Source organism: Caulobacter sp. SSI4214, from assembly GCF_012184455.1.
Taxonomy (GTDB): domain Bacteria; phylum Pseudomonadota; class Alphaproteobacteria; order Caulobacterales; family Caulobacteraceae; genus Caulobacter; species Caulobacter vibrioides_E.
The window spans coordinates 54,925-81,788 of record NZ_SZWJ01000010.1; the positions used below are offsets into that span (position 1 = coordinate 54,925).

Genomic DNA, 26,864 nt, shown 5'->3' on the forward strand with positions numbered 1-26,864 from the left:
CGCCCCCTCATGACCCAAACCGCCCCGCCTCTCGATCGGCGCCATGACCTCGACTGGATTCGGGTCTGCGCGTTCTTTCTGCTGATCCTCTACCACACGGGCATGTTCTATGTGCCGTGGGATTGGCATGTGAAGTCGCCGCGCATCGTGGAGGGGCTGATCCCCTTCATGCTGATGACCAACCCCTGGCGGCTGACGCTGCTGTTTCTGGTCTCGGGCGCGGCGACGCGGTTCATGGCCGACAGGACCACGAGCGGGAAGCTGGCCGCCGCGCGGGTCGCTCGGCTATTGCCGCCGCTGCTGTTCGCCATGATCGTGGTCGTGCCGCCACAGTCCTACTATCAGGTTGTCGAGTACGTCGCCGCCCATCCTGGGACGTCTCTGAGCGTCGACAATTTCTGGGGTCGCTACATAACCGCCCAAGGTCACTGGTGCGGGGTAGACGGCCACTGCCTGATCACGCCGACCTGGAACCACATGTGGTTCGTGGCCTATCTGTTGTTCTACACCCTCGTGCTGGCCTTGATGCTTCTGGTCTGGAGGCGGGCGGGCGAACACGTTCAAGCCGGCGCCGAGCGCGTCCTGACGCGTTGGGGGCTGTTCGTTTGGCCGATCGCCTTTCTGGGTTTGGCCCGCGCATTGCTGATCCGGTTTGGAGAGACCCACGCCCTGATCGGCGACCACTATGTCCACGCGGTGTCGTTCAGCGCCTTCCTGCTCGGCTTTGGTCTGGCCAAGTCAGAGGTTCTGAAGCAGCGAATGATCGCCGCTCGCTGGCCGGCGCTGATCATGGCGGCCGCGGCGTGGGCGGGTTGGGCCAGCTATGTCTGGACCTATCGCCATGACGCGCCCATTCCGACGCCTCATCTGGTCGAGGCGATGCGCTTCGTCTACGCGACCGACACCTGGTGCGCGATCGTGGCCATTCTGGGCTTTGGGGCCAAGCATCTGACACGAGGCGGTCCCGTGTTGCGCTATCTGACGGCCGGCGTTTTCCCGTTCTACCTGGTCCATCAGACGATCATCGTCGTCCTCGCCCATCATCTGGCCAAGCTGAGGTTGCCGCTGGGATTGGAGGCGGCGATCCTGGTGGCCGCCACCTTCGCTGGCTGTTTTGTCACCTACGAGGTCGCGCGGCGGCTTCCGGGCGTGCGGATTTTGTTCGGCTTGAAAGGTCAGCTGGCGACCGCCAGCCGACCGCCGGCCTTCGCATAGGCCTGGGTGCCGCGCGTAAGGATGGCGTCGCCGGGGTGGATCTCGGCGACGCCAATGTCCGTGGCGCCGGCCAGATTCTGGTAGAGCGCGCCGAAGTCGCGCAGCGTGACCTCTTGCAGGGTCTGGATCGAATCGATCACGAAATAGACCTGCTGGAAGTCGTCGATCCGGTAGTTCGTCCGCATCACCCGCTCGAGGTCGAAGCCGATGCGGTTCGGCGAGGGATCGTCCAGGGCGAAGATCGACTCGGCGCGCGAGGAGACGATGCCGGCGCCGTAGATGCGAAGGCCCGCCGGGGTGTTCATCAGGCCGAACTCCACCGTGTACCAGTAAAGGCGGGCGAGGTTGGCTAGGCGGCCGAGGCCGAGCGCGCGCTGGCCGCCCTGGCCATAGGCCTGCATGTAGTCGGCGAAGACCGGGTCGGTCAGCATCGGCACGTGCCCGAAGACATCATGGAAGATGTCCGGCTCCTGCAGGTAATCCAGCTCGTGCGGTTTGCGGATGAACTGGCCGGCGGGGAAGCGGCGGTTGGCCAGATGATCGAAGAAGACGTCGTCGGGAACCAGGCCCGGCACGGCGACGACGCTCCAGCCCGTCAGGCGCTGCAGTTCCTCGTTGATACGGGCGAAGTCGGGGATGCCGGCGCGGTGCAGGTCCAGCGCGTCGAGGCCGCGCATGAACTCGTCGCAGGCCCGGCCGTGCAGCATGGCGGCCTGACGCTCGTACAGCGTGATCCAGACGTCGTGCTCGGCCTGGGAGTAGGTTTCCCAGCCTTGATCGATCGTCCAGTCGGGGCGGGCGCCCGGGGGCGGCCCGTTGCTAAAGCCATCTCCGCTCATGAAACGACGCTACGCCCCGAATTTCGCAAAAGCTGTTCGGAGTTTGCGCTGAATGCGCGGATTGTCGGATAGACTTTGCGGGCTAGTGCGAGATCCGGGGACGAAGCTTGTACTGCCCGTGGTCGAATGACTCGAAGATCACCGAGGTCTGCGGGTGTCCGACCGGCTTCCCCGTATCGTCGGGCAACAGGTTCTGTTCGGACACGTAGGCGACGTAGCTGTTGTCCTCGTTTTCGGCCAGCAGGTGGTAAAAGGGCTGATCCTTGGTCGGCCGGATGTCTTCCGGGATCGATTGCCACCATTCCTCGGTATTGGCGAAAACCGGATCGACGTCGAACACCACGCCTCGGAACGGGAAGATCCGGTGCCTGACGACCTGTCCAATCGCGAATTTGGCGAGTCTCGAGTTCATGTGGAAACGATAGTGCGCGGGACCTGACTGAAACCTGAACGGTGAGACTTCCGAACCCGGAAGACAAGCGGGCGCCTTCCGACAGGCGAGCGGCGTGCTATGGTCGACTCGAAGTGAGGCGTCGCGTTGTTGGCGACGCCTGCGAGACAGGTGGTTTGAACCATGTCGGAGGCGCCGCGCGCGCCCGGCGCCCCGAACGGGCGGCGCCGGCGGTCGCCGGTCGAGACGCCGTGCTACGCGGCGCTCGATCTCGGGACCAATAACTGCCGCCTTTTGGTGGCCACGCCCACGCCGCGCGGCTTTCGCGTGGTCGAGGCCTATTCCCGCATCGTGCGTCTGGGCGAGGGGCTGTCGCAGAGCGGCCAGCTCTCCGACGTGGCCATGGACCGCTCGCTGGCGGCCCTGAAGGTCTGCGCCGAGAAGATTCGCCGTCGCAAGGTGGTGCGGGTGAAGGCCGTGGCCACCCAGGCCTGCCGGGGTGCGACCAATGGTCCCGCCTTCGTGCGCCGAGTGCACGAGGAGACCGGTCTCAAGCTGCAGATCATCAGCCCGCGCGAGGAAGCCCAGCTGTCGGTGGCCGGCTGCATGAGCCTGTTCGACCGCGAGCAGGACGCGGCCCTGGTGGTCGACGTCGGCGGCGGATCGACCGAGCTGTCCTGGGTCGATCTGAAGGGCGACGGTCTCGACGCCAAGCCGCGCCAATTCGCGGCCTGGAAGCTGCCGATCAAGGCCTGGCTGTCGATTCCCGTCGGGGTCGTCACCCTGGCCGAACGCTTTCCCGAGGGCGAGCGCGCCAATCCGGACTGGTTCCGGGCCATGGTCGACGACGTAAAGGCTCGAATCGAGGCCTTTCCGCACGCCGAGCCGATGCGCGAGATCTTCGCGCGGGGCAGGGCGCATCTGGTCGGCACGTCGGGCGCCATCACCAGCCTGGCGGGGCTGCACCTGGGCCTGCCGCGCTACGACCGCAACATCGTCGACGGGCTCTGGATGGATCGGACCGATTGCGACGCCGCCGCCCATCGCCTGCTGGCCTTGACCTCGGCCGAGCGCGCCGCCGAGCCCTGTATCGGTTCCGATCGGGCGGATCTGGTCCTTGCGGGGGCCGCGATCCTGCAGGCCGTTCAAGAGCTTTGGCCCTGTTCGCGCGTGCGTGTCGCCGATCGAGGGCTTAGAGAGGGCCTCCTGATGTCCCTGATGTCCGACCAGCAGAAGCGCCCGCGCCGGCGCCGTCGCGGCGGCGCATCCAAGAAGCCGGAAGCCGCATGAGCGACGAAGAGCCGCCCCGCAAGCGCATGGTCAAACCGCCAGTTGGCGGAACCGAAGGTGGTCGCGGCAAGCCCGCGCGGCTGAAGACCGCCTACGGTCGCACGCCCAGCCAGCAGGCCTGGCTGGAGCGCCAGATCAACGACCCCTTTTCGGCCAAGGCGCGAGCCCTCGGCTACCGCAGCCGCGCGGCCTTCAAGATCAGCGAGATCGACGAGAAGTTCCACTTCTTCCGCAAGGGCGCGAAGGTCATCGACCTGGGGTGCGCGCCGGGCGGCTGGCTACAGATCGCCGTCGAGCGGGGCGTGACCAGCCTGGTGGGCATCGACCTGCTGCCGGTCGATCCGGTGGCCCCAGCTCATCTGCTGGAAATGGACTTCACCGCCCCCGACGCGCCGGCCAAGCTGCTGGCGCTCTTGGGCGGCGAGCCAGATCTCGTGATGTCGGACATGGCGCCCAATACCGTCGGGCATCGCGAGACCGACCACCTGCGCATCGTCGGCCTGATCGAGATCGCCGCCGAGTTCGCCATCGACGTGCTCAAGCCAGGCGGCGCCTTCGTCGCCAAGGCTTTCCAGGGGGGCGAGACGGCCGATGTAATCGCCCGGCTCAAGCGCCATTTCGACAAGGTCCAGCACTTCAAGCCCAAGGCCAGCCGGCAGGACAGCTCCGAGGTGTTCCTGGTCGCGACGGGCTTCAAGGGACGCGGGAATTAGGGCTCGGCGGACGCGGCTCTATCGAACTGCCCTTAAGGCCACGCGCGGCCTTTCATCAGGCGATGTCTGTCGTGGGCGCTTCGCAATCTTAGCGGGTAGCGCCTTGATGTTTTATTCTTAAAATTGAGTATTTATGGAATCTCGCCTTGCGCGAAATTTATTGGAGTTGGCGGGATCAATCCTAAATTGACTAATTTGATGAAATGCTACTTTTAGTCTTTAGAGTTCGCCGGCCATTTAACAATTAGAACTCTTGCGATGGACGCCGAATGAGCGTGAGCATCCAATGTGCGTGCTTCCACGCGTCGCCATCAGAGGCTTCCCATGTCCAAAACCCTAAGTATCGCCATCGCGCTGGCCTTTGGTCTCACGGCCGCCAGCGGCGCCTTCGCCGAAACCTGCCGAGACGCCAAAGGCCGCTTCGCCAAGTGCCCGACCGCGGCCGCCGCGCCCGCCAAGACGGCGCAGTGCAAGGACGCCAAGGGCAAGTTCACCAAGTGCCCGGCCTCGGCTGAAACGGCGGCGACGCCGGCCGTGGCGACGACTCCGCCCGCCGCGTCGATGAGCAAGGCGCCGGCCGCCACGGTCGCTGCGGCGGCCAAGCCCGCCCAGTGCAAGGACGCCAAGGGCAAGTTCATCAAGTGCCCAGCGCCGGCCGCGGCGGCGACCGCCAAGCCCGCCAGCTGCAAGGACGGTAAGGGCAAGTTCGTGAAGTGCGGCACGCCGGGCGCCAAGCCGGCCTAAATCGTGTTCTAGACGCGGCGTCGGCGGAGCAAGCCGGCGCCGCGATCCTCGATCGGGCGAAAATTCATCTCCATTTTAGCGATCCGGCGGGTCGACAACCGCCGGCCTCGCGGCTATATCCGCGCCGCAAAATGGAGACTCCGATGGAGATTCGCGAAGGCCTGACCTTCGACGACGTTTTGCTCGAACCCGGCCCGTCCGACGTCATGCCTACCCAGGTGACGACCGAGACCCGGTTCACGCGTGAAATCAGTCTGAACATTCCGCTCGTGTCCGCCGCGATGGACACGGTGACCGAAAGCCGCCTCGCCATCGCCATGGCGCAAGCCGGCGGCCTGGGCATCCTGCACCGCAACCTCACCAACGAGGAGCAGGCGGACCAGGTGCGCGAGGTCAAGCGGTACGAAAGCGGCATGGTCATCAATCCGCTGACCATCCACCCCGACACGACCTTGGCCGAGATCCGCGAGATCACGGCTCGCCGCAAGATCTCGGGCTTCCCGGTGGTCGAGCGCGGCTCGGGCAAGTTGGTCGGCATTGTCACCAATCGCGACATGCGCTTCGAGGGCGACGCCAGTGTCCCCGCCTCGGCGATCATGACCCGCGACAACCTGATCACCGTTCCCGAAGGCGTCGATCAGGCCGAGGCGCGCGAGCTGCTGCGCCGGCACAAGATCGAACGTCTGATCGTCGTCGACGAGGCCTATCGCGCCGTCGGCCTGATCACCGTCAAGGACATCGAGAAGGCCCAGGCCCACCCGCTGGCCGCCAAGGACGACAAGGGCCGCCTGCTGGTCGGCGCGGCCTCGACCGTCGGCGACGCCGGTTTCGAGCGCTCGATGGGGCTGGTGGACGCCGGCGTCGACGTTGTGGTCATCGACACCGCCCACGGCCACTCCAGCCAGGTCGCTCAAGCGGTCTCGCGTCTGAAGCGCGAAGCCAACCGCGTTCAGATCGTGGCCGGCAACATCGCGACCTACGACGCCGCCCGCGCCTTGATCGACGCCGGCGCCGACGCGGTGAAGGTCGGCATCGGTCCGGGCTCGATCTGCACCACCCGCATCGTCGCGGGCGTGGGCGTGCCGCAGCTGACCGCGATCATGGAAGCCGTGCGCGCCGGTCGCGAGAGCAACACGCCGATCATCGCCGACGGCGGCATCAAGTACTCGGGCGACCTGGCCAAGGCGATCGCGGCCGGGGCCTCGACCGCCATGATGGGCTCGATGTTCGCCGGCACCGAGGAGGCGCCCGGCGAGGTGTTCCTGTACCAGGGCCGCTCGTACAAGAGCTATCGCGGCATGGGCTCGGTGGGCGCCATGGCCCGGGGCTCGGCCGACCGCTACTTCCAGAAGGAAGTGACGGACAACTTCAAGCTCGTGCCGGAAGGCATCGAGGGGCAGACCCCGTTCAAGGGCCCGATCTCGCCGGTGCTGCACCAACTGGTCGGCGGCCTGCGCGCGGCCATGGGCTATGTCGGCGCGCCAAACATCCCCGAGCTCCAGAAACGGGCCAAGTTCGTCCGGATCACCGGCGCGGGCCTGCGCGAGAGCCACGTCCACGACGTGATGATCACGCGGGAAGCCCCGAACTATCCGAGCGCGGTCTAGCCGATGCGCATGGCGTTCGAGCTGCAGATGGTGGCGGCGGCGGTCCTGATCGGGCTGGTCCACCTGGTCTGGGCGGCCGCGGCCGCCCAGCCGCAGCGCGGTCTGAAGTGGAACGCCGGTCCCCGCGACGAGCCTATCGTGCTGACTGGCGTCGCGGGGCGTCTCGAACGGGCCTTCACCAATTTCCGCGAGACCTTCCCGTTCTTCGCGGCCCTGGTTGTGGTCGACTATCTGGGCGGGCGCCTCGGCGATCTGACCGCCTATGGCGCGGCGCTCTATGTCGCCGCGCGCGCTCTTTATATTCCGCTGTACGCCCTTGGCGTTCCCTACCTGCGCAGCCTGGTCTGGGTCGCCTCCATGGTCGGGATCCTGGCGCTCCTCTCGGCCCTGGTGGTCTGATGCGGGATGGAGGACGGGTTTCGGCGGCGATCGAGGTTCTGACCGAGATCGAGACGCGGCATTTTCCGGCCAAGATGGCGCTGAAGCGCTGGGGGGAGGCCGCCCGCTACGCGGGTTCCAAGGACCGCGCCTTCGTGTCGGGCCTGCTGCTGGACGCCCTGCGTCGAAAGCGGTCCCTGGGTTGGATGATGGGCGACGCCAGCCCGCGCGGCGTCATGCTGGGCGTCCTGGCCTTCGTATGGTCCTGGAGCCCCGAGCGCATCGCCGAGGCGGCGTCCGAGGAGCACGGCTTTGGTCCGCTGACCGACGCCGAGCGCGAACGTCTCTCCAATCCCGTTTCGCTGGTCGGCGCGCCGGCGCCCGTGGCGGGCGATTATCCCGACTGGCTGGAGAAGCATCTGGCGCGCGCCCTCGGCGCCGACCAGGCCGCCGAGATGCGCGCCTTGTCCGAGCGCGCCCCCGTGGACCTGCGGGTCAACACGCTGAAGACGGACGCCGAGCGCGCCGCCAAGGCCCTGGCGCCGATCCACGCCGCCCCGGCCGGCATTCTGCCCAACGCTTTCCGTATACCCGCTCCGGCCGCCGCCGACCGAACGCCATCGGTCGAGGCGGTGCCAGCCTTTTCCAAGGGCTGGTTCGAGGTCCAGGACCTGGGCTCGCAGATCGCCGCCGCCGTCGCCGGCGAGGTCAAGGGCAAGCAGGTGCTGGACTTTTGTGCCGGGGGTGGCGGCAAGACGCTGGCCCTGGCCGCCGCCATGGGCAACAGCGGCCAGATCTTCGCCCACGACGCCGACGCGCGTCGCCTGGCTGACACGATCCGTCGGGGCCAGAGGGCGGGGGTCCGCAACCTGCAGATCCGCTCGCCGATCGAAGCCACGCCGCTGAAGGGGCTGGAGGGCAAGATCGACGTCGTCTTCGTCGACGCCCCCTGCACGGGTGCGGGCACCTGGCGCCGCCACCCCGACGCCAAGTGGCGCCTGTCGCCCGATCAGCTGGCCAAGCGCCAGATCGAGCAGGATAGCGTTCTGGAGGATGCGTCGACCTTCGTGAAGGCGGGCGGCCGGATGGTCTATGTGACCTGCTCGCTGCTGACCGAGGAGAACGAGGACCGCGTCGCCGGCTTCCTTGAGCGCCATCCCGAATTCACGGTCAAGCCGATCGCCCTGAACGGCGTCACGCACGTCACGCCCGAAGGCTATCTGCGCCTGACCCCTTACCGCGCCGGGACGGACGGCTTCTTCGCCGCCGTGCTGGAGCGATCGTCCTATACGCCCTGACCGCAACCGCCCGACCGAAACAGAGACCGCTGGAGACCCGCCGATGACCACCGAACCGAACCACCAGCGCGTCCTGATCGTCGATTTCGGCAGCCAGGTGACCCAGCTGATCGCCCGGCGGGTGCGCGAGGCCGGCGTCTATTGCGAGATCCACCCGTTCGACAAGGCCGAGGCCATCGTCGACGCGTACAAGCCCAGCGCCATCATCCTGTCGGGCGGGCCGTCCAGCGTGCTGGAGGCCGACAGCCCCCGCATCGGTCGCAAGCTCTTTGATCTTGGCCTGCCCCTGCTGGCCATCTGCTATGGCCAGCAACTGCTGTGCGACGTGCTGGGCGGCAAGGTCGAGGGCGGCCATGCCGGCGAGTTCGGACGCGCCGAGCTGACGATCGGCAAGGTCAGTCCGCTGTTCGAAGGCTTGGCCGGCGTCGGCGAGCTGGAAACCGTCTGGATGAGCCACGGCGACCGCGTCACCGCCATCCCGGATGGCTTCGAGGTCGTCGCCACCTCGACCGGCGCGCCGTTCGCGGCCATCGCCAATGACGAGAAGAAGATCTACGCCCTGCAGTTTCACCCCGAGGTGTACCACACCGTCAACGGGGCCAGGATGTACCGGAACTTCCTGTTCAACATCGCCGGCCTGAAAGGCGACTGGACGATGGCGGCCTTCCGCCAGGAGATGGTCCAGAAGATCCGCGACCAGGTCGGCTCGGGCAAGGTGATCTGCGGCCTTTCGGGCGGCGTCGACAGCTCGGTGGCCGCGGTCCTGATCCACGAGGCGATCGGCGACCAGCTGACCTGCGTGTTCGTCGACACGGGTCTGCTCCGCAAGAATGAGGCGGACCAGGTCGTCACCCTGTTCCGCGACCACTACAACATCCCGCTGGTCCACGTGGACGCTGGCGATCTGTTCCTCGGCGAGTTGGCGGGCGTCAGCGACCCGGAGACCAAGCGCAAGACCATCGGCAAGCTCTTTATCGACGTCTTCGACAAGGAGGCGGCCAAGATCGACGGAGCCGAGTTCCTGGCCCAGGGCACGCTCTATCCAGACGTCGTCGAAAGCGTCTCGGCGCGCGGCGGTCCCTCGGCGGTGATCAAGAGCCACCACAATGTCGGCGGCCTGCCCGACTACATGAAGCTGAAGCTGGTCGAGCCGCTGCGCGAGCTGTTTAAGGACGAGGTCCGCGCCCTGGGCGTCGAGCTGGGCCTGGCCCCCGCCTTCGTCGGTCGCCATCCGTTCCCGGGGCCGGGCTTGGCGATCCGCATTCCCGGCGAGATCACGCCCGAGAAGGTCAAGGTGCTGCAGGACGCCGACGCCATCTATCTGGAGGAAATCCGCAACGCCGGGCTCTACGACAAGATCTGGCAGGCCTTCGCCGTGCTGCTGCCGGTCAAGACCGTGGGAGTCATGGGTGACGCCCGCACCTACGAGAACGTCCTGGCCCTGCGCGCGGTGACCTCGACCGACGGCATGACCGCCGACTTCTTCGAGTTTCCCTGGCCCGTGCTCGGCAAGACCGCCACGCGCATCATCAACGAGGTCCGAGGGGTCAATCGGGTCGTCTACGACGTGACCAGCAAGCCGCCGGGCACGATCGAGTGGGAATGATTTGAGCCTGTCCGGCTCGGCCGCTCGTCCAAGCGCATAGGGTATTTCAGAAGCCACAATTTGGGGCGCTTTCCGCGACCCGGCGTTTGCTTTCGCCGGAAAGCGCCATGACCAACCGGCGCGTGCTTCGCCGGAAATGCTCCAGCCGACGAGGATAAGGTCCTTGGCGGGCGAATCCGCGCGCTTGGAAGCCTTCACGCGCCAAGGTCGTATACGGATCAGTCATGGGCGTCTCCACGCGTGTTGGTGGCGACGGGTTCTCGTTGGCCGGGTGTTCCGGAGGGAATATGCAGGCCCTTGTTTGCAAGGTTTTACAATTCAACCCGGAATTTTACGTTCCCATTCCGGAATATTCAGAGTTTCAACCTTAGTATTAGGTCTGTCGAATGAAATCGTAAAAGCTTAAAGGGCGACTGGGCCTCACCGCTTATGACTGACAAACGCGAAAAAATGCGATTGCTTGGGCTGGCCTTCGCGGGCGCGGACCTTGTCTTCGAGATCGATGACGCGGGCGTGATCACCTTCGTGCTTGGCGCGGTCGAGCAGATTACCGGCAAGAGCGATGCCGACCTCGTCGGTCAGGGCTGGGGCAAGCTGTTCGCGTCCAGCGAGGAGGCGACCTTGCGGGCGGCGCTGGAAGCCTTGCGGCCGGGTAAGCGCAACGGACCTGTTCGCATGGCGCTGGCCTCCGGCGAGGGGCGGCGGCTTCAGCGCTTCGCGGATCTTTCGCTATTTCGGTTGCCACAGAATCCTCCGCGGGTCTCGTGCTCCATATCCATCGGCGGCGCGGGACATGGGCGTCCCGCGCGCGACGCGCGGGGGCTGGTTCCGGCTAACGATTTCAACGCCGTGGCCGAGGCGTCTATCAACCAGGGGGAGCTGGGGCCGTTGGACCTGATCGAACTCAAGGGACTGGCGCGGGTGCTGTCGCAACTTGACCCGTCGGCGGCGGGCGATCTGCAGCAACGCCTGTCGAGCCTCCTCAGGCTGGCGTCTCGGGATGGCGTCGGCGCTGTCGAGGTGGCCGACGAGAAGTTCGCCATGCTCGGCCAATCCGCCGTCTCGCTCGAGGAACTGGGCGACCGGCTGGCCGCGGCGGCGGGACCCGGCGTTTCGTCGGAACACGCGCGTCTGGACTTCTCGACCGGTGAGCCGCAAACGGCCTTGAAGGCCATGCGTTTCGCCCTGGACCGTTTTTTGACGGCGGGGCCGACGGTCGTGGCCCAAGGCTTCGCGGCGGTGATGTCGGACACGGTCCGCCAGGTGACCGAGTTCCGCCGCACGCTCGACGAGCGGTCCTTCAAGCTGGTCTATCAGCCGATCGTGGCGATCGGTTCGGACCGGCTCCACCATTTCGAAGCCCTGGCCCGGTTCGACGGCGAGAGCAGCCCAGCCGATAGCATACGTTTGGCCGAAGAGCTGGATCTGATCATCGAGTTCGACATGGCCGTCATCGACACCGTGTGCGATGTCCTGGCGCGCGCCGCCAAGCCGGTGATGATCGCGGCCAATATCAGCGCGATCTCGCTGCTGCAGCCGGCGGTGAGGGCGCATCTTCAACGCGCGGCGCATATGGGACAGAAGATCCGTCGGGGCCTGCTGCTCGAGATCACCGAGACCAAGGCCTTCTCCGACCTGGCCCTGGCTAGCCGCGCGATCGGCGCGCTCAGGGACATGGGCTTCGCCGTCTGTATCGACGATTTCGGCGCCGGATCGGCCTCTTTGGACTATCTGCGTCACTTCGAGGTCGATTTCGTCAAGATCGATGGCCGCTTCATCTCCCAGCTCGGCGAGCGTCGAGACGCGGCGGTGTTGCGCCACGTGGTGGCGCTGTGCGCCGACCTCGGCGTCAAGACGATCGCGGAGGGCGTGGAGACCAAGGAAGTCGCCGAGGCCGCGCGCGCCCTAGGGGTCGATTACGGGCAGGGTTGGCACTTCGGCAAGCCGACCGCGACGCCGGAGTGGACATCCGCCAGCGCTGCCTCTTCGGGGCCGCTTCTCGCCAGACGGCGGGGCGAAGTGGAGCAGTGGGGCTAGGGCCTTTCCGCTTCAAACGGAATCATTTGAAGCGGATAAAAAGGGCTTAAATTCAAATATTTAGATCGATTTCGAGCGGTTTTTCCGCTCACGCTTAAACCTACGCGCTTTAGGGCCTTCTGCTCCTTAGAGGCTAGGCCCGCGCCAGTCGGGCCAGCATCCGTTCCCAGGTGTTCAGCTTGATCGGCTCGCCTCGGCGCAGCTTGGTCCAGGTGGTCTCGCTGATGCCGTAGACGCGCGTCAGGTGCTCGCGGGTGACGGCTGGCAGGGCGTTCTTGAGCGTCTCGAAGCGCTCGCGGCTGATGGTGACGGTCTGGGTCACGCCAAACTCCGAGGGATGAAAGAGGGCGCGGCCGGCGCCGTGGAGGGCATGCGCCGGCCGCTGAGGATCGCCGGGGAAGGGAGCGATCCTTATTCGCGACCCGCCGCGGGCTTGCGGTAGTCGAGGGCCGGCGGGCGATCACCCAGCATGGCCTTGTAGGTGAAGTTCGGGCCGCGACGCTGCTCCAGCTCGGCCTTGGCCTTCTTGACGACGTCGGGATTGGAGAACAGGTCCGCGCCGGTCAGGGCCAGGGTCTTGGCGGCGTTGACCGCGCCCTTGACGCCGATCGACATGCCGGCGGCGGCGACGTTCTGCCAGCTATGGCCCGCCGAGCCCGGCACGAAGGTCGCGGTGCCCAGACCGACGGTGGGGGTCACCCAGCTGATGTCCGACACATCGGTCGAGCCGCCGCCGCCTTCCATCTCGATCTTGTAGGGCGCGATCGTCTTGACGGTGTCGACGGACGGCGGATTGACCAGGGTGGTCTGAATCTTCTTGGCGAAGGCGATCTCTTCCGGCGTCCAGGTGATGCCGCCGACCTTGCGCAGATTGGCGTCCATCACCCGGCCCAGGGTGTCGTTGGGCAGCAGGGCGTAGACGCCCCCGGTGATCTCGGTGTCGACCGTTGTGCCGGTGGCCAGGGCGGCGCCCTTGGCGGCGTTCTCGACGCGGCCCCACACTTCCTTGACCACGGCCGGATCCGGGTGGCGGACGTAGTAATAGACCTCCGCGAAGTCGGGGACGACGTTCGGGGCCGAGCCGCCGGACGTGATCACGTAGTGGATGCGGGTCTGCTCGGGGATATGTTCGCGCAGGAAGTTGGTCGCGACGTCCATGATCTCGACGCCATCCAGCGCCGAGCGGCCCTTTTCGGGCGCGGCGGCGGCGTGGGCCGAGACGCCGTGGAAGCGGAACTTGCCGCTGATATTCGCCAGAGACACGCTCTGGACGGCGGTGTTCTCGCTGTTGGGGTGCCAGTGAAGCGTGGCGTCGACGTCGTTGAACAGGCCCGCGCGCACCAGATAGACCTTGCCCGAGCCGCCTTCCTCGGCGGGCGTGCCGTAGACGCGCAGTTCGCCCTTGATGTTGTTCTTGACCATCCAGGCCTTCAGCGAGACGGCCGCGCCCACCGAGGCAGCGCCGAACAGGTTGTGGCCGCAGCCATGGCCGGCGGGCTGGCCCGGAATGGGGGTTTTCACTGGATCGGCGGTCTGGGCCAGGCCGGGCAGGGCGTCGAATTCCGCCAGGATGGCGATGACCGGGCCCGGACCATTCTTGAAGCTGGCGACGAAGGCCGTCGGCTCACCCGCCACGCCGGCCTTCACGTCGAAGCCCGCGTCCTTCAGCTGACCCTGCAGCAGGGCCGAGCTCTTGGTCTCCTGGTAGCCCACCTCGGCGAAGCCCCAGATCTTCAGGGCCGCGTCCTGGATTTGCGGCGCGTCGGCGTCGACGGTCTTCAAGATCTGGACGCGATCGGCCTCGGTGATCGGCTTGGCGAAGGCCTGGGGCGCGAACATGCCCGCCGCCATGCTGGCGGACAGCAGAGCGAGCTTCAGGGTGGAAGGCTTCATCGAACGGTTCCCCGAGGTATCGAATGGGCGCCGCTCCGAACCTCGTGATCGCGGGCGGCTATCCTATCGACGCAAGCGGTCGCTCCAACCTCACCCTGTCGGCGGGAATTTTTTCCGATCGCGGCGGCGATTAGGCCCGGGGACGCACCAGTTCGACCCGATTGGCGTCGGCGTGGCCCACCTCGGCCAAGCCATAGGTCTTCAGCGCGGCGACGAAGGCGTCGATCTGACCGGTCTTGAAGACCCCGCTGACCGGGGTCGCCGCCAGCGCGGGATCGGCCACGGACAGCTTGCGCTCGGAAAACCGGTTCATCTCCGCCACAACCGCCGAAAGCGGCTCGCCGTCGAAGACCAGCCGCCCACCCAGCCAGGCCGACTCCTTGGCGGTGTCGACGGGCTGGATCGACCAGTCGGCGCGATCGGCGGCCACGAAGCGCGAGCCGGCGCTCATCTCGACCCGCCGCTGGCCGCTGGGCGAGGCGCCGGCGATCCGCACGCGGCCTTCGACCAGGGTGACCGACAGCTTGCCCGGATCCATGCGCACATCGAAGGCCGTGCCGACCGCCGTCACGCTCTTGTCGGCGACGGCGACGATGAACGGGCGCGACGGGTCCTTGGCCACCTGGAAGAAGGCTTGGCCGCGCAGCAGGGTGAGCCGGCGCTCTTGGCCCCAGTGGTTGACGCGCAGGGCGGAGTCGGTGCCCAGGGTGACGACCGAATTATCGGCCAGGCGGAAGGTCGAGCGCTCGCCGATCGCCGTGGAGAAGACGGGTTCGTCCGGCGCGGTCGTCTTTTCGCCGCCCAGCCAGCGCCGGCCCAGAACCGCGCCGCCCGCCAGGGCGACGATGCTGGCGGCCGCCAGGCCCAGGGCGCGGCGGTCGAGACGTCGCGGGCGATGGTCGGCGGCGGAAAGAGCGTCGGCGCGCAGGGCGGCGAGGCGGGGATCGCGCTCAAGGCTCGCGAGGCTGTTCCACGAGCCGCGAACGCCGTCCCAGGCCTGGGCGTGGCGCGGATCGGCTTCGAGCCATCGCTGGAAGTCCAGCCGGTCTCTTGAGGAGACGTCGTCGCCGTGCAGGCGCGCGAACCAAGTCGCCGCGGCGCTATCCGGGTCGCCGTGTGTCTCTGTGCCCGACGTGGTCGACCTCATCCTCGTCCCGCAGACGCGCGTGCAGTTGACGCAGCGCCTTCATCACATGTTTCTCGACAGCGCTGACGGAAATCCCCAAGCGCTGGGCGACGAGCTTGTAGCTCATCTCCTCGAAGCGCACGAGAATGAAAACCCGCCGCGTGCGTTCCGGCAGCGCCTCCAGCGTCGCCAGAACCCGCGCTATCTGTTCGCGTCCCTGTAAGACGCGCTCCGGAGACATTTCATCAACGGGGTGATGAAAATCTTGTAGCTCGCAATGGTCGGACCTTCTGCGGGTCCGATCGCGGCGGCTCCGATCGATCAGCACATTGGCGGCGACCTCGAAGAGATAGCCTTCGACATTGTTCACGATCGGCGCGGGCTTGCGCTTCTGGATGCGCAGGAGGACCTCCTGCACCAGATCCTCGACGTCGCCGGCCGGGGCGCGGCGCGAGAAGAAGGCGCGCAGGGCGGGCGTGAAGCGCGCGCCGCTGTCGGCGAGCGCCTCGTCGCCCGACGGCTCGACCTTCCGGCCGCCCCCAATCATCTCTCACGCCCCAACATCATGACAGCGAGGTGAAATCGCCCTTTCCCTCGTGTCAAGCCGCGTGTTCGCGCAAGAACTCACCGCGATCGAAGAAGCAACGGTTGCCTAGTCCCTATGCAACAAGCGATCTTGAGGGGCCGGAACGGCGAACCCACGAAGGGGCGAACGGCGAAATAAGGCATGGTCATCGCCTTCGACGGCGTTGTTTCAAGCCATCGGGGAGGTTGGATTCGCGTGTGGTCAGGTCCAGAGGCTCGGGAGCGCCCGTGAGGCGCCGCGTCGTCTCGGCCCTGTTCTGCGCCGCCGCCGTCGGCGCGCTCGCGCCTTCGATCACGCGGGGGGAGGCGCGGCGGGGGGAGGCCGTTCTCCGGTTCGACATTCCCGCCCAGCCGCTGGGACAGGCGCTGAACCAGCTGGCGTTGCGCAGCGATCGCGAAATCCTTTTCAGTCCCGCGCTCACTCAAGGGCGGCGAAGCCCGGCGCTCAGCGGCGTGTTCACGGCCGAGGCGGCCTTGGCGCGGCTCTTGGACGGCTCAGGGCTCACGGTTCGACTGCAAGGACGCGGATTCCTGATCGTACCGGAGACGAAGGCGGCGCCGACAACGGAGCCCGCGTCGCCACCCCCGCCTCCGCCGCCGGTCGATCTGGATCTTGTCGTCGTCACGGCCTTGAAGCGCTCCAGCCTGGCCCAGCGGACGCCGGTCAGCATGGTGGTGGTCGGCGGCGAGCAACTCTCGCGCCTGGGCGCGACCCAGATCGAGCAGGCCGCGCCGCTGCTGCCGGGGTTGAAGCTGGTCTCGACCTCGTTCGGCGCGCGCCTGGTGCTGCGGGGCGTCTATGGGGCCGGGGAGGCGACGACCGGCCTCTATTATGACGAGACGCCGATGACCGGACCGGTCGGCACCACGGCCGACCCGGGGGTGATGTCGCCTGAGCTGGCCTTGGTCGATGTCGATCGCATCGAGCTGCTGCGCGGCCCGCAGGGAACCTTATATGGCTCTGGCGCGATGGGCGGGGCGCTGCGGATCCTGTTCAAGCACCCCGATCCGACCCAGACCGCGAGCGCCATCGACGTCTCGGCCTCCACCGTGGCGCACGGCGGGCAGGGGGCTGGCGGCGCGGCGATCTTCAACGCCGCGATCATTCCCGACAGGCTCGCCGTGCGCCTGACGGCCTATGACGAGCGCCGCCCGGGGGCGATCGACAACACGCGGCTTGGCATAAAGGACGTCGATGTCGCGCGGGTCGGCGGCGCGCGCCTGGCGGCCTTCTGGGCGCCTACCGGGGCGGTTTCGCTGCTGGTTTCGGCGACCCATCAGTCCAATCATCGCGCCGACATCTCCGGCTGGAACGATACCGCTGGGCCCTGGCGCACCGTCCATGCGGGCCGCGCGCCTTTCGACGGCGATATCGACCTGGCCTCGGCCACGCTGAAGTGGCGAGGTTCCACCGTCGATGTCACGGCCGTCTCGTCCTGGTACCGTTGGCGTCTGACGCGACGCTCCGACTACAGCGGCGTGTTGCTGGGCGAGCGGACCAATCCCGCCGGCTGCGCCCGCCTGTTCGCGGTGGCCAATGCGTGCGATGACGACCAGATGCGGCGCTACGCGGCCTATGTCGACAGCGTCTATCCGGCGATCCTGAACCAGCCGGCCGAGCTGACTGCCCAGATCCACGAGGCGCGGGCCTCCTCGACTGGCGCGGGGCCCCTGAGCTGGACGCTGGGCGTCTACCGCGAAGTGCGTTTCGACCGCATCGACAGTCAGGTCCGCCACGTCGATCCGCTGACCGGCGCTTTGATCGAGCCGCCGGTCCTGATCGGGCGGCGCGACATCGAAAACCACCTGTCCCAGAGCGCGGTCTTCGGCGAGGTCTCCTACGCGGTCGCCGCCGACACCGACGTGACCCTGGGCGCGCGCCGCTTCGACTACGTCAAGCGCGACCGGGGCGGGGTGCAGACGCCCAATGTGGTTTCCGGCACCTGGGCGGGCTATGCGATCGACGCGCGCGGCCAGGAGCGTGGGTGGAGCCTGAAGGCGCTGGCCAGCCATCAGCTTTCGCCGGGTCTTTTCAGCTATGTCCAGGTTTCGCAGGGCTTTCGGCCGGGCGGCGTCAATGTGGTGCCGGGCTTGCCGGATGGGCTGGCGGTCTATCGTTCCGATCGCTTGAACAACTACGAACTGGGGCTGAAGGCCCAGTCGGCCGATCGCCGCCTGACCGCCAATCTCGCCCTCTACCAGATCGACTGGCGCGACATGCAGTACGCGGCCCAGACGCAGAACCGCGCCTTCAACTACGTCACCAATATCGGCGCGGCGCGCATTCGCGGTCTGGAGTTCGAGGCGAGCGCTCAGCGTGTCGCGGGCTGGGACTTCGCCGCCAGCCTGACCCTGACCGACGCGCGCCTGACCGCCGACCAGATCACCAACACGGCCATCGGCCTTGGATTGGCGGGCGACCGCCTGCCGGTCGTGCCTAAGCTGGCCGCCACCGCCTCGATGGAGCGACGCTGGAGGCTGGCGACGGGACTCGATGGACGCCTGCGTCTGGACGGCGCCTATAGCGGCTTGGCGCGCTCATCGTTCAATCCGGGCAACGCCGACTACATCAAGATGGGCGGCTTCGCGGTCTTCGGCGCCAGCGCGGGGCTGGCGGGCGGCGCCTGGTCGGTAGACGCCGGGGTCGAGAACCTGCTGGATCGCGCGGGCCGAGCGTCGGCCGCGCGCAACACCTCCGGGCCCATCGAATATTTCGGGGTCGCTCCCCGCACGCTGCGCCTGACGTTCCAGCGCCGCTTCTGATCCGGACGCCGCCTTTTTCGCGTCGGGCGGTGAGGGACCCGCCCGCGCTTGCGTCTGATCCTTCAGGCCGCCGTCGAGCGGACCGACAAGAGGGGATCAAGAAAAATGAAAGTGCAGCTTCGAGGGCTTCGGGCCGCGGCCATGGGCGCCAGCGCCTTGACCAGCCTGGTCGCGGGCCACGCGTTCGCCCAGCAGGCGGCCAGCACGCCGGCCGACAACGGTACGATCGAAGAAGTGGTCGTCACCGCGCTGAAGCGCTCGACCACCGTCCAGACCACCCCGATCAGCATCAGCGCGGTGACCGAGAAGTCGCTGCAGGCCATCGGCGCCTCGGGCATTCAGGACTATTTCCGCACGGTGCCGAACCTGCAGGTCGACGGCAATTCGCCGACCAGCCGCCGCCTGACCCTGCGCGGCGTGCGCAGCGCCGGCGAGGCCACGGTGGGCCTCTATTACGATGAAACCCCGTTGACCGGTCCGGCCGGCACGACCGCCGACGCCAGCTCGACCAGCGCAGACGTCAACCTGTTCGACGCCGCGCGCGTCGAGGTGCTGCGCGGGCCGCAAGGCACGCTGTACGGCTCGGGCTCGATGGGCGGCACCCTGCGGGTGATCCTGAACAAGCCCGACTCCAGCCGCTATGCCGGCGCCGTCGAGGCGCAGGGGACGATCCAGAAGGACGGCGCGCCCGGCTATTCGGTCAAGGGCATGGTCAACGTGCCGCTGATCCAGGACAAGCTGGCCGCCCGCCTGGTGCTCTATAAGGCCGAACAGGGCGGCTACATCGACGACATCACGCTGAACAAGAAGGACATCAACGGCCAACACTCGAACGGCGGCCGCCTGATGCTGGGTTTCACGCCCACGGACAAGCTGACCTTCACCGCGACGGGCCTGTTCCAGAAGACCACCCTGGATGGCCAGAACAGCTGGTATCCGGCCCTGGGGGCCAAATCCTATTCGACCAACGCCCGCGTCATCGCCCCGACCAGCGATAACCTGCGAATGTACAACGTCACGGGCAAGTGGGACCTGGGCTTCGCGACCCTGACCGGCACCTCGTCGTACTACAAGTGGACGCTGCTGCGGAACTCGGACTACAGCCCGACCCTCACCGCCAGTCGCGCCAACGCCACCTCGTGTCGAAACTATATCGCCGGCGGCGCGCCCGCGGCCGGCACGACCAACCCGGCTTGCACCAGCGCTCAGATGGCCCAGTACACGGCCTATGCCGACAGCCGCATTCCGGGGGCGCTCTACCAGCCGATGGGCCTGACCTCGTGGAACCACGAACTGCGTCTGAACGGGTCGCTGTTCGACAGCAAGGTCGACTGGACCGGGGGTGTCTACTACGAGGACCGCTCCGACTATATCGAGAGCCGGGTGGCCAAGGCCGACGCCGCCACCGGGGTGATCAACCCCAACGACCTGACGGCCTGGCGGCACGTCGGCACCGACACCAAGCAGACGGCCTTCTTTGGCGAAGTCGCCTATAAGCCGATCGAGAAGCTGACCCTGACGGCCGGCGTGCGGCGGTTCAACTACGATAAGACCGTTTCGGGTCAGGTGCTGATCAGCAACTTCATCACCCAGTCCTATGTCGGACCGCCGGCGCAGGTCGACGCCAGCGCCAGCGGCTGGGTCAGCAAGTTCAACGTCTCCTACCAGGTGACGTCGGACGTGATGGTCTACGCCCTGGCGGCCAAGGGCTTCCGGCCCGGCGGCGCGAACAATGTGCCGGGACTGGCTAGCGCGCTGTTGGCCTATGGACCCGACAGCCTGTGGAACTACGAAGCCGGCGTCAAAAGCCAGTGGTTCGACCGCCGCCTGACCCTGAACGCGGCGGCCTACCAGATCGACTGGTCGAACATGCAGATCTCGGCGACCAGCGCGAACGGCGCCTTCAGCTACCTGACCAACGCCGGCACCGCCAAGATCAAGGGGCTGGAGATCGAGGCCACGGCCCGTCCGGTCACCGGCCTGACGCTGAACGCCACCGCGGCCTTCGTCGACGCCAAGCTGACCCAAGATCAAGCCAACTCCACCATCCTGATCACCGGCTCGACTGGTCTGAGCGGCGACAAGTTCCCCAACGTCGCCGACTTCAGCGGTTCGGCCTCGGCCGAATACACCTGGCCGTTGAAGGGCGAGCTGAACGGTCTGGTCCGCGCTGACTACGCCTATGTCGGCGAGTCCGCGTCGCAATTCCGGCCGACCTACGTCTACTACGAAAAGCAGGGCGACTACGGTTACGCCAATCTCCGCGCGGGCGTCGAAGGGCCTGACTGGGGCGCGTATCTGTTCGTCAACAACATCACCAACGAGGTCGGCCTGATGAGCGTGACCTCGGCGCTGAACAACCCCAAGCAGGCCGTCAGCATCAACCCGCGCACGGCCGGCTTCTCGGTTCGCAAGCGCTTCTAGAGAAAGGGGCGGGCGGACCGTGTGTCCGCCCGTTCGCCTTCGGGCGCATCGGCCCTCAACAGTTTGTCCGAAAACCGCTACACCGACCCAGCGAGGCGTCCCGCCGCGCGCCGCGTCCGCGCGGCTTCGATCAAGCGCCCCGGGCCATGCGGAACGAAGACCCTCCCGTCAGCACCTCGGTCACGATCGTCGATATCGCCAGACAGGCCGGCGTCTCGATCAAGACGGTCTCGCGCGTCATCAACCGCGAGGAGGGGGTCGGGGCGGAAACGCGGGCGCGGGTTCAGGCTATCATTGACCGCCTGCGTTACCGGCCCAACGCCTCGGCCCGGTCGCTATCCAGCCGGCGTAGCTATCTGATCGGGGTCATCTTCCTGGAGGTGGGCGCTTACTACTATGTCGGCCAGGTTCAGGTCGGGGCCATGCGGGCCTGTCGGCGGGCCGGCTATCACCTCGTTGTCGAACAAGTGCGAACGCCCGGCGCGATGGGCGGCGTTCAGGCCTTCGCCCAGAGCCTGCGGGAGGCGCGATTCGATGGCGTGGTGCTGACGCCGCCCACCTGCGACGACCCGGAGGTCCTCGCCGCGATCGAGACGGCGGGGCTGCCTTACGTTCGCATCGCGCCCGATAGGGATTTCGAGCGCTCCCCCTATGTCTTCATGGACGACCGAGCGGCCGCGCGCGAACAGACCCTGAGACTATGGGACATGGGCCATCGGCGCATCGCCTTCATCGACGGTCCCGCCGACCACGGCTCGGCCGCGCGGCGTCGGCAGGGTTATGTCGAGGCCCTGCGCGAGCGGGGCGCCGAACCCCGGCCGGAATGGATCGTACAAGGCGCGTTCCGGAGTCTCTCGGGCTTCGAAGCCGCCGAAGGCCTGCTGGGACTGCCCGAACCACCGACCGCGATCTTCGCCGCCAATGACGAGATGGCCATGGGCGTTCTGGCCGCCGCCGCCAAGCACGGTCTGTCGCTGCCCGGAGACCTGTCCGTGGTCGGCTTCGACGACACCCCGGCCGCCGAGGCGGCCTGGCCGCGCCTGACCACGATCCGCCAGCCCACCGCCGAGATGGCCGAGGCTGCCGTCGATATCCTGATCGACGGTTTCGGCGACGAACGATTCCGCGGCCGGACCGCCATTCGGCAGTTGGACTACACGCCGATGATCAGAGACTCGGCGGCGCCGCCCAGGCGCTGATTTGGCGCGGAAGGGCGGGGAAAACGCCTGAATATTGCTGGCGCGCTTAGTCCTAGGGTTCAATTTACGTCTGGCTCGGTTTGTCGAGCATTTAGGCTCCTCGCGCCGGAAAGGGGTGGACAGCGTTGTCATGAATTTCTCCATAGACAACGTTGTCGTGCCGTGATGACTAGATAAGACAACGTTGTCGTAAGCCGCTCGGGAGATCCCTGAGCGTATAAGGCGGCGGAGTTACAAGGCCCCGAAACAGGGGTCGGAGGAAACGCAACAGCGTCGCGAAAGCGGCGCGGGGACTGGACGCCACGACGTTCCGGCCAAGCGCCGACGTGGCGGGTGTCCAGGCAGGATAAGGGGAAAGATCATGCGGAATCTGTTGTTAGCGTCGGCCGCCACGGCGGCCGTGAGCCTTCACGCGCCCGTCGCCATGGCCCAGGAGGCCGCCGGCGTGAAGCTCGATGAAGTCGTCGTCACGGCCCAGCGCCGCTCCGAAAATCTGCAGAAGACGCCGCTGACGGTGTCGGCCGTCACCGGCGACAAGCTGGAATCTCAAGGCATCAAGACCGTGGTCGATCTGTCGGCCCAGGTGCCGGCCCTGCAGATCAGCTCCAGCGGTTCCGGCGCGGCCGTCGTGTTCCTGCGCGGCATCGGCAGCACCAACACCACCGAGGTCGGCGATCCGGCCGTGGCCTATCACATCGACGGCATTTACATCGCCCGCGCCACCTCGGTGGGCGCGCTGTTCTACGACATCGACCGAGTGGAAGTGCTGCGGGGGCCGCAAGGCACGCTGTACGGCCGCAACGCCACGGCGGGCGCCATCAACGTCATCACAAAGCAGCCGAAGTTCGACTACGAGGGCTCCGGCTCGGTCGACGTCGGCAACTATGGCGCCCTGACGACCTCGGGCATGTTCAACGCGCCGATCAGCGACACCTTGGCCGTGCGCGCCGCGTTCCAGCAGTCGCGCCACGACGGCTATGTGAAGGCGATCAACAAGGGGCCCGGCACCGGCGGCAACGATCGCTACGATCAGGACGACAAGTCCGCCCGAATCCAGCTGCTTTGGAAGCCCAGCGACAACTTCCAGGTCCATCTGGGCGCGGACTACCTGCACCAGGGCGGCGCCGGCGGCGGCGACCAGACCTACGGGACCAGTCTGGTCACCGGCGATCCCTGGACCTGCAACTGCGCCACCAACCTCTATCGCAACAACAAATTCTTCGGTTCGCATGGTCAGGTCGACTGGAACCTGGGCTTCGCGACGCTGACCTATCTGACCGGCTACAACTTCTCGCGCCTGGACCGATCGGGCGAGAACGCCAGCACGGGAGCGCCCAACTACTTCAAGGGCAAGGACTATACCTGGTCGCATGAACTGCGCCTGGGCGGCGACACGGGCAAGCTGAAGTGGGTGGTCGGCGCCTATCGCTTCAGCGAAAACAACAATGTCGACTTCCGCGTTTTCCTGGCCACGAACTCGTACCTGTCATTCATCCAGCCGGAGGTCACGGCCAAGTCGACCGCCGCCTTCGGCCAGGGCACCTATTCGGTCACCGACCGTTTCCGCGTCACGGCGGGCCTGCGCTATACCGAGGATCACAAGGCGCGCGACGGCGGCACCTTCCTGACCAACGGGGCGGGGGCGATTACCGCGACCGTGGTCAAGAACCTGGCCGACGCTAAGTGGAGCGCGACGAACTGGAAGCTGGGCGCCGACTTCGACCTGACCAGCGCCTCGATGGTCTACGCGAACGTCGCCACGGGCTATAAGGCGGGCGGCTATTTCGATGGCGTCGGCGCCAACACCTATAAGCCCGAGAAGATCACTTCTTATGAGGCGGGCGTGAAGAACCGCTTCCTTGACAACCGCCTGCAACTGAACGCCTCGGGCTTCCTTTACGACTACAAGGACTTCCAGGTCTCGGCGATCGGCGTGATCGCCGGCCAGAACGCCACGGTCACGCTCAACGCCAAGAAGGCCCAAGTCTACGGCGTCGAGTTCGAAAGCAACCTGGTGATCACTGACAGCGACCGCGTGGACGCGACGCTTGGCTGGCTGCACGCGCGGTACAAGGATTTCCTGCTGCCGTTGGGGGACTCGTTCTCCAACAACAACGCCAACGCGACCGTGCCCGCCTGCTTCAAGGCCAACTGGGCGTCGGCCGCGCCGCGCGCGGCGGACTTCTCGGGCTGCCGCATGGCGCGCACGCCCGAGTGGACGCTCAATGTCGGCTATCAGCACACCTGGGAGATCGCGTCAGGGGGCAAGCTGGTGGGCCGGGCGCAGACCCACTACGAGAGCGGCAAGAACCTCGAGTACCATGGCTTCGCCCAGAACAGGCAGGACGGCTTCACCAAGACCGACCTGAGCCTGACCTACACCAATGCCGACGATCGCTGGTCGCTGCAGGGCTATGTCCGTAATCTCGAGAACGACGATGTTCGCACGGCCTCGTCGCCGAACTCGACCACGGGCTTGGCGACCAATGGCAACGGCGAGTTCTACGCCCCGCCGCGGACCTATGGCCTGCGGTTGGGCGTGACGTTCTAGCGCTTCCAAGACGCCGCTTGGCCCCCGGCGGTCCTGCCCGCCGGGGGCGCTTCTTGTTCAAGGTTGGAGAGTTCCGCGTGGGTCTTCTGAAAAGGGTTCTGATCTCGACCGCGGCCTTCGCCGTCGTGGGGACGGCGGCCCAGGCCGCCGATCAGCCGACGCTGGGCGCCCGGACCGTCAAGATCATCACCGTCGACGGCTTGAAATTCCGCGACCTGGACCGCGACGGAAAGCTGAGCCCCTACGAGGATTGGCGGCTGTCGCCCGATCGCCGCGCCGCCGATCTAGCGGCCCGCATGACGCTGGAAGAGAAGGCCGGCGAGATGATGCACGGGACCTTGCCGGCCGTCGGCGGCATGGTCCCGGGGCGCGGACAGGGCTACGACCTCGAAAAGCTGAAGCCGCTGATCCTGGAGCGTCACGTCACCACCTTTATCACCCGCCTGGCCGGCGACCCGGCCTGGCTGGCCGAGCAGAACAACGCGGTTCAGGCGGTCGCGGAGCAGGGGCGGCTGGGCGTGCCGGCCACGATCAGCACCGACCCGCGCCATCACTTCCAATTCGTGGCGGGCGCCAGCGTCGCCGGAGGCGGCTTCTCCCAGTGGCCCGAGGCCACGGGCTTGGCGGCCATAGGAGACCCGGCCCTGGTCCGGCGCTTTGGCGACATCGCCCGCCAGGAGTACCGCGCCGTCGGCATCCATCAGGCCCTGTCGCCGATGGCCGATCTCGCCACGGAGCCACGCTGGTCGCGGATCAGCGGCACGTTCGGCGAGGATCCCGAACAGGTCGGCGTGTTGGTCAAGGCCTATATCCAGGGTTTTCAAGGCGGAGCGACCGGTCTCGCGTCCAATGGGGTCTCGGCCGTGGTCAAGCACTGGGTCGGCTATGGCGCTTCGGCCAAGGGCTTCGACGGCCACAACAGCTATGGCCGCTACGCCGTGTTTCCCGCTGGCCAGTTTGATCTCCACGTCAAGCCGTTCGACCAGGCCTTCGCCGCCGGCGTCGTGGGCGTGATGCCGACCTATGCGATCCTCAAGGACCTCAGCCTGGACGGCCAGCCGCTGGAGCAGGTCGGCTCGGGCTTTTCCCGGCGATTGCTGACCGACCAACTGCGCGTCAAGCACGGCTTCAAGGGGATCGTCATCTCGGACTGGGCGATCACCAACGACTGTTCAGCGATCTGCCGCAATGGGTTCCCGCCGGGCGTCAAGCCCAACTTCGAGGGCCTTTCGACCGCCTGGGGCGTCGAGGATCTGGCCAAGGTCGACCGCTACGCCAAGGGCGTCAACGCCGGGCTCGACCAGTTCGGGGGCGTCGAGGACACGGCCGAGTTGGTGGCGGCCGTCAAGGCCGGCAAGATCGCGCCGGCCCGCATCGATGACGCCGCCCGCCGCATCCTGGCGATCAAGTTCCAGCAGGGCCTGTTCGAGAATCCCTATGTCGACCCCAAGGCCGCGTCGGAGGTCGTCGGCGCCAAGGCGTTCGTGGCCGAGGGGCGCGCGGCCCAGAGCGCGGCCCTGACCCTGCTGGAGAACCGCAACGGTCTGCTGCCGCTGAAACCCGCGGCGCGCAGGGTCTGGCTGAAGGGCGTCTCGCCGGCGGTCGCGCGCGCCCACGGATTGGTTCCGGTCGAGGACTTGGCCCAGGCGGACCTGGCGATCATCCGCACATCGACGCCGTTCCAGACCCTGCACCCGAACTTCATCTTCGGCACGCTGCAACACGAGGGCGACCTGTCGTTCCACGACGGCGCGGCCGACTACGAGGCGATCAAGGCCGCCTCCGCCAAGGTTCCGACCATTGTCTCGGTCTATCTGGATCGACCGGCGATCCTGACCAATGTGCGCGACAAGGCCTCGGCGCTGATTGGCGACTTCGGGGCCGGCGACGACGCCTTCCTCGACGCGCTGACCGGCGTCGCCCCGCCGCGCGGCAAGCTGCCGTTCGAGCTGCCATCGTCCATGGCCGCCGTAGAGGCCCAGGCCGAGGACGCGCCGCACGACAGCAAGGACCCGCTCTATCCCATCCATTTTGGCCTGACCTACTGAGGATGTTCGCCGTGCACCGGACGCTGAAAGCCGCCTCGAGCCTGGCCGTGCTGGCCTTCGCCACCGCTTCGTTTGGCCAGACGCCGTCGAGGCCCTGGATGGACGCCAAGCTTTCGCCGGACGAGCGGGCGGCGGTGCTGGACAAGGCGCTGACGCT

Annotated in this window: 20 protein-coding genes; 14 read left to right on the forward strand and 6 right to left on the reverse strand. The window is 66.9% G+C overall.

What is annotated here, in order from left to right; genetic code table 11:
• Positions 1 to 9 precede the first annotated feature (9 nt).
• Complete coding sequence (locus FCU40_RS04990; RefSeq protein ID WP_168073294.1) at positions 10 to 1,215, forward strand: acyltransferase family protein; 1,206 nt, start codon at positions 10 to 12, stop codon at positions 1,213 to 1,215.
• On the opposite strand, the gene phhA is transcribed toward FCU40_RS04990, so the two are convergent.
• On the reverse strand, positions 1,176 to 2,054 hold the full coding sequence (gene phhA, locus FCU40_RS04995; RefSeq protein WP_168073296.1) for a phenylalanine 4-monooxygenase: 879 nt from the start codon (positions 2,052 to 2,054) through the stop codon (positions 1,176 to 1,178). The genes FCU40_RS04990 and phhA overlap by 40 nt on opposite strands.
• A gap of 82 nt (positions 2,055 to 2,136) precedes the next feature.
• Positions 2,137 to 2,466: a heat shock protein HspQ gene (hspQ, locus tag FCU40_RS05000; protein WP_168073298.1), complete on the reverse strand. Its 330-nt coding sequence runs from the start codon at positions 2,464 to 2,466 to the stop codon at positions 2,137 to 2,139.
• 162 nt (positions 2,467 to 2,628) lie between these two features.
• Here hspQ and FCU40_RS05005 point away from each other — a divergent pair, with 162 nt between their 5' ends.
• The 8 genes from FCU40_RS05005 to FCU40_RS05040 all read left to right on the forward strand — a co-directional run bounded on the left by FCU40_RS05005 (position 2,629) and on the right by FCU40_RS05040 (position 12,118).
• A complete protein-coding gene (locus tag FCU40_RS05005; RefSeq protein ID WP_004620643.1) occupies positions 2,629 to 3,735 on the forward strand; it encodes a Ppx/GppA phosphatase family protein in 1,107 nt (368 codons plus the stop codon).
• A complete protein-coding gene (locus tag FCU40_RS05010; RefSeq protein ID WP_168073300.1) occupies positions 3,732 to 4,448 on the forward strand; it encodes an RlmE family RNA methyltransferase in 717 nt (238 codons plus the stop codon). Before FCU40_RS05005 ends, FCU40_RS05010 begins: the two co-directional genes overlap by 4 nt.
• Positions 4,449 to 4,772: 324 nt before the next feature.
• Positions 4,773 to 5,192, forward strand: coding sequence for a hypothetical protein (locus tag FCU40_RS23220; protein WP_241693546.1), 420 nt, complete (start codon positions 4,773 to 4,775; stop codon positions 5,190 to 5,192).
• Between the two features lie 143 nt (positions 5,193 to 5,335).
• On the forward strand, positions 5,336 to 6,799 hold the full coding sequence (gene guaB, locus FCU40_RS05020) for an IMP dehydrogenase (RefSeq protein WP_004620639.1): 1,464 nt from the start codon (positions 5,336 to 5,338) through the stop codon (positions 6,797 to 6,799).
• 3 nt (positions 6,800 to 6,802) lie between these two features.
• Positions 6,803 to 7,198, forward strand: coding sequence for an MAPEG family protein (locus FCU40_RS05025; RefSeq protein WP_168073302.1), 396 nt, complete (start codon positions 6,803 to 6,805; stop codon positions 7,196 to 7,198).
• Entirely contained in the window at positions 7,198 to 8,475 is a 1,278-nt protein-coding gene (locus tag FCU40_RS05030; protein ID WP_168073304.1) for an RsmB/NOP family class I SAM-dependent RNA methyltransferase, read from the forward strand. Before FCU40_RS05025 ends, FCU40_RS05030 begins: the two co-directional genes overlap by 1 nt.
• A 43-nt stretch (positions 8,476 to 8,518) precedes the next feature.
• Positions 8,519 to 10,081 carry a glutamine-hydrolyzing GMP synthase gene (guaA, locus tag FCU40_RS05035; RefSeq protein WP_168073306.1) on the forward strand — a complete coding sequence of 521 codons (1,563 nt, stop codon included), beginning with the start codon at positions 8,519 to 8,521 and terminating at the stop codon, positions 10,079 to 10,081.
• 450 nt (positions 10,082 to 10,531) lie between these two features.
• Positions 10,532 to 12,118: an EAL domain-containing protein gene (locus FCU40_RS05040; protein ID WP_168073308.1), complete on the forward strand. Its 1,587-nt coding sequence runs from the start codon at positions 10,532 to 10,534 to the stop codon at positions 12,116 to 12,118.
• A gap of 133 nt (positions 12,119 to 12,251) precedes the next feature.
• Here FCU40_RS05040 and FCU40_RS05045 read toward each other — a convergent pair whose 3' ends face one another.
• The 4 genes from FCU40_RS05045 to FCU40_RS05060 all read right to left on the reverse strand — a co-directional run bounded on the left by FCU40_RS05045 (position 12,252) and on the right by FCU40_RS05060 (position 15,684).
• Entirely contained in the window at positions 12,252 to 12,440 is a 189-nt protein-coding gene (locus FCU40_RS05045; RefSeq protein WP_168073310.1) for a hypothetical protein, read from the reverse strand.
• An 89-nt stretch (positions 12,441 to 12,529) separates the two neighbouring features.
• On the reverse strand, positions 12,530 to 14,011 hold the full coding sequence (locus tag FCU40_RS05050; RefSeq protein WP_168073312.1) for an amidohydrolase: 1,482 nt from the start codon (positions 14,009 to 14,011) through the stop codon (positions 12,530 to 12,532).
• A 130-nt stretch (positions 14,012 to 14,141) separates the two neighbouring features.
• On the reverse strand, positions 14,142 to 15,158 hold the full coding sequence (locus FCU40_RS05055; protein WP_168073314.1) for a FecR domain-containing protein: 1,017 nt from the start codon (positions 15,156 to 15,158) through the stop codon (positions 14,142 to 14,144).
• Entirely contained in the window at positions 15,112 to 15,684 is a 573-nt protein-coding gene (locus FCU40_RS05060; RefSeq protein ID WP_168073316.1) for a sigma-70 family RNA polymerase sigma factor, read from the reverse strand. Before FCU40_RS05060 ends, FCU40_RS05055 begins: the two co-directional genes overlap by 47 nt.
• A gap of 266 nt (positions 15,685 to 15,950) precedes the next feature.
• Between FCU40_RS05060 and FCU40_RS05065 the strand changes: the two genes are divergently transcribed.
• From FCU40_RS05065 to FCU40_RS05085, 5 genes are all read left to right on the forward strand, one after another.
• On the forward strand, positions 15,951 to 18,485 hold the full coding sequence (locus FCU40_RS05065) for a TonB-dependent receptor (RefSeq protein WP_168073318.1): 2,535 nt from the start codon (positions 15,951 to 15,953) through the stop codon (positions 18,483 to 18,485).
• A 105-nt stretch (positions 18,486 to 18,590) separates the two neighbouring features.
• Positions 18,591 to 20,909, forward strand: a complete 2,319-nt coding sequence (locus FCU40_RS05070) for a TonB-dependent receptor (RefSeq protein WP_168073320.1) — start codon at positions 18,591 to 18,593, stop codon at positions 20,907 to 20,909.
• Between the two features lie 146 nt (positions 20,910 to 21,055).
• A complete protein-coding gene (locus tag FCU40_RS05075) occupies positions 21,056 to 22,108 on the forward strand; it encodes a LacI family DNA-binding transcriptional regulator (protein WP_168073322.1) in 1,053 nt (350 codons plus the stop codon).
• Between the two features lie 361 nt (positions 22,109 to 22,469).
• A complete protein-coding gene (locus tag FCU40_RS05080) occupies positions 22,470 to 24,659 on the forward strand; it encodes a TonB-dependent receptor (protein WP_168073324.1) in 2,190 nt (729 codons plus the stop codon).
• A 77-nt stretch (positions 24,660 to 24,736) separates the two neighbouring features.
• Positions 24,737 to 26,707: a glycoside hydrolase family 3 N-terminal domain-containing protein gene (locus FCU40_RS05085; protein ID WP_241693547.1), complete on the forward strand. Its 1,971-nt coding sequence runs from the start codon at positions 24,737 to 24,739 to the stop codon at positions 26,705 to 26,707.
• Positions 26,708 to 26,864 lie beyond the last annotated feature (157 nt).

What these genes read in the sequence shown, in the direction of transcription:
- FCU40_RS05005 (WP_004620643.1), top strand. Translation starts at nt 2,629, where the DNA reads ATGTCGGAGGCGCCGCGCGCGCCCGGCGCCCCGAACGGGCGGCGCCGG.
- FCU40_RS05060 (WP_168073316.1), bottom strand. Translation starts at nt 15,684, where the DNA reads ATGATTGGGGGCGGCCGGAAGGTCGAGCCGTCGGGCGACGAGGCGCTC.
- FCU40_RS05070 (WP_168073320.1), top strand. Translation starts at nt 18,591, where the DNA reads ATGAAAGTGCAGCTTCGAGGGCTTCGGGCCGCGGCCATGGGCGCCAGC.
- FCU40_RS05040 (WP_168073308.1), top strand. Translation starts at nt 10,532, where the DNA reads ATGCGATTGCTTGGGCTGGCCTTCGCGGGCGCGGACCTTGTCTTCGAG.
- guaB (WP_004620639.1), top strand. Translation starts at nt 5,336, where the DNA reads ATGGAGATTCGCGAAGGCCTGACCTTCGACGACGTTTTGCTCGAACCC.
- FCU40_RS23220 (WP_241693546.1), top strand. Translation starts at nt 4,773, where the DNA reads ATGTCCAAAACCCTAAGTATCGCCATCGCGCTGGCCTTTGGTCTCACG.
- phhA (WP_168073296.1), bottom strand. Translation starts at nt 2,054, where the DNA reads ATGAGCGGAGATGGCTTTAGCAACGGGCCGCCCCCGGGCGCCCGCCCC.
- guaA (WP_168073306.1), top strand. Translation starts at nt 8,519, where the DNA reads ATGACCACCGAACCGAACCACCAGCGCGTCCTGATCGTCGATTTCGGC.
- FCU40_RS05080 (WP_168073324.1), top strand. Translation starts at nt 22,470, where the DNA reads ATGCGGAATCTGTTGTTAGCGTCGGCCGCCACGGCGGCCGTGAGCCTT.
- FCU40_RS04990 (WP_168073294.1), top strand. Translation starts at nt 10, where the DNA reads ATGACCCAAACCGCCCCGCCTCTCGATCGGCGCCATGACCTCGACTGG.
- FCU40_RS05010 (WP_168073300.1), top strand. Translation starts at nt 3,732, where the DNA reads ATGAGCGACGAAGAGCCGCCCCGCAAGCGCATGGTCAAACCGCCAGTT.
- FCU40_RS05055 (WP_168073314.1), bottom strand. Translation starts at nt 15,158, where the DNA reads ATGAGGTCGACCACGTCGGGCACAGAGACACACGGCGACCCGGATAGC.
- FCU40_RS05030 (WP_168073304.1), top strand. Translation starts at nt 7,198, where the DNA reads ATGCGGGATGGAGGACGGGTTTCGGCGGCGATCGAGGTTCTGACCGAG.
- hspQ (WP_168073298.1), bottom strand. Translation starts at nt 2,466, where the DNA reads ATGAACTCGAGACTCGCCAAATTCGCGATTGGACAGGTCGTCAGGCAC.
- FCU40_RS05075 (WP_168073322.1), top strand. Translation starts at nt 21,056, where the DNA reads ATGCGGAACGAAGACCCTCCCGTCAGCACCTCGGTCACGATCGTCGAT.
- FCU40_RS05050 (WP_168073312.1), bottom strand. Translation starts at nt 14,011, where the DNA reads ATGAAGCCTTCCACCCTGAAGCTCGCTCTGCTGTCCGCCAGCATGGCG.
- FCU40_RS05025 (WP_168073302.1), top strand. Translation starts at nt 6,803, where the DNA reads ATGCGCATGGCGTTCGAGCTGCAGATGGTGGCGGCGGCGGTCCTGATC.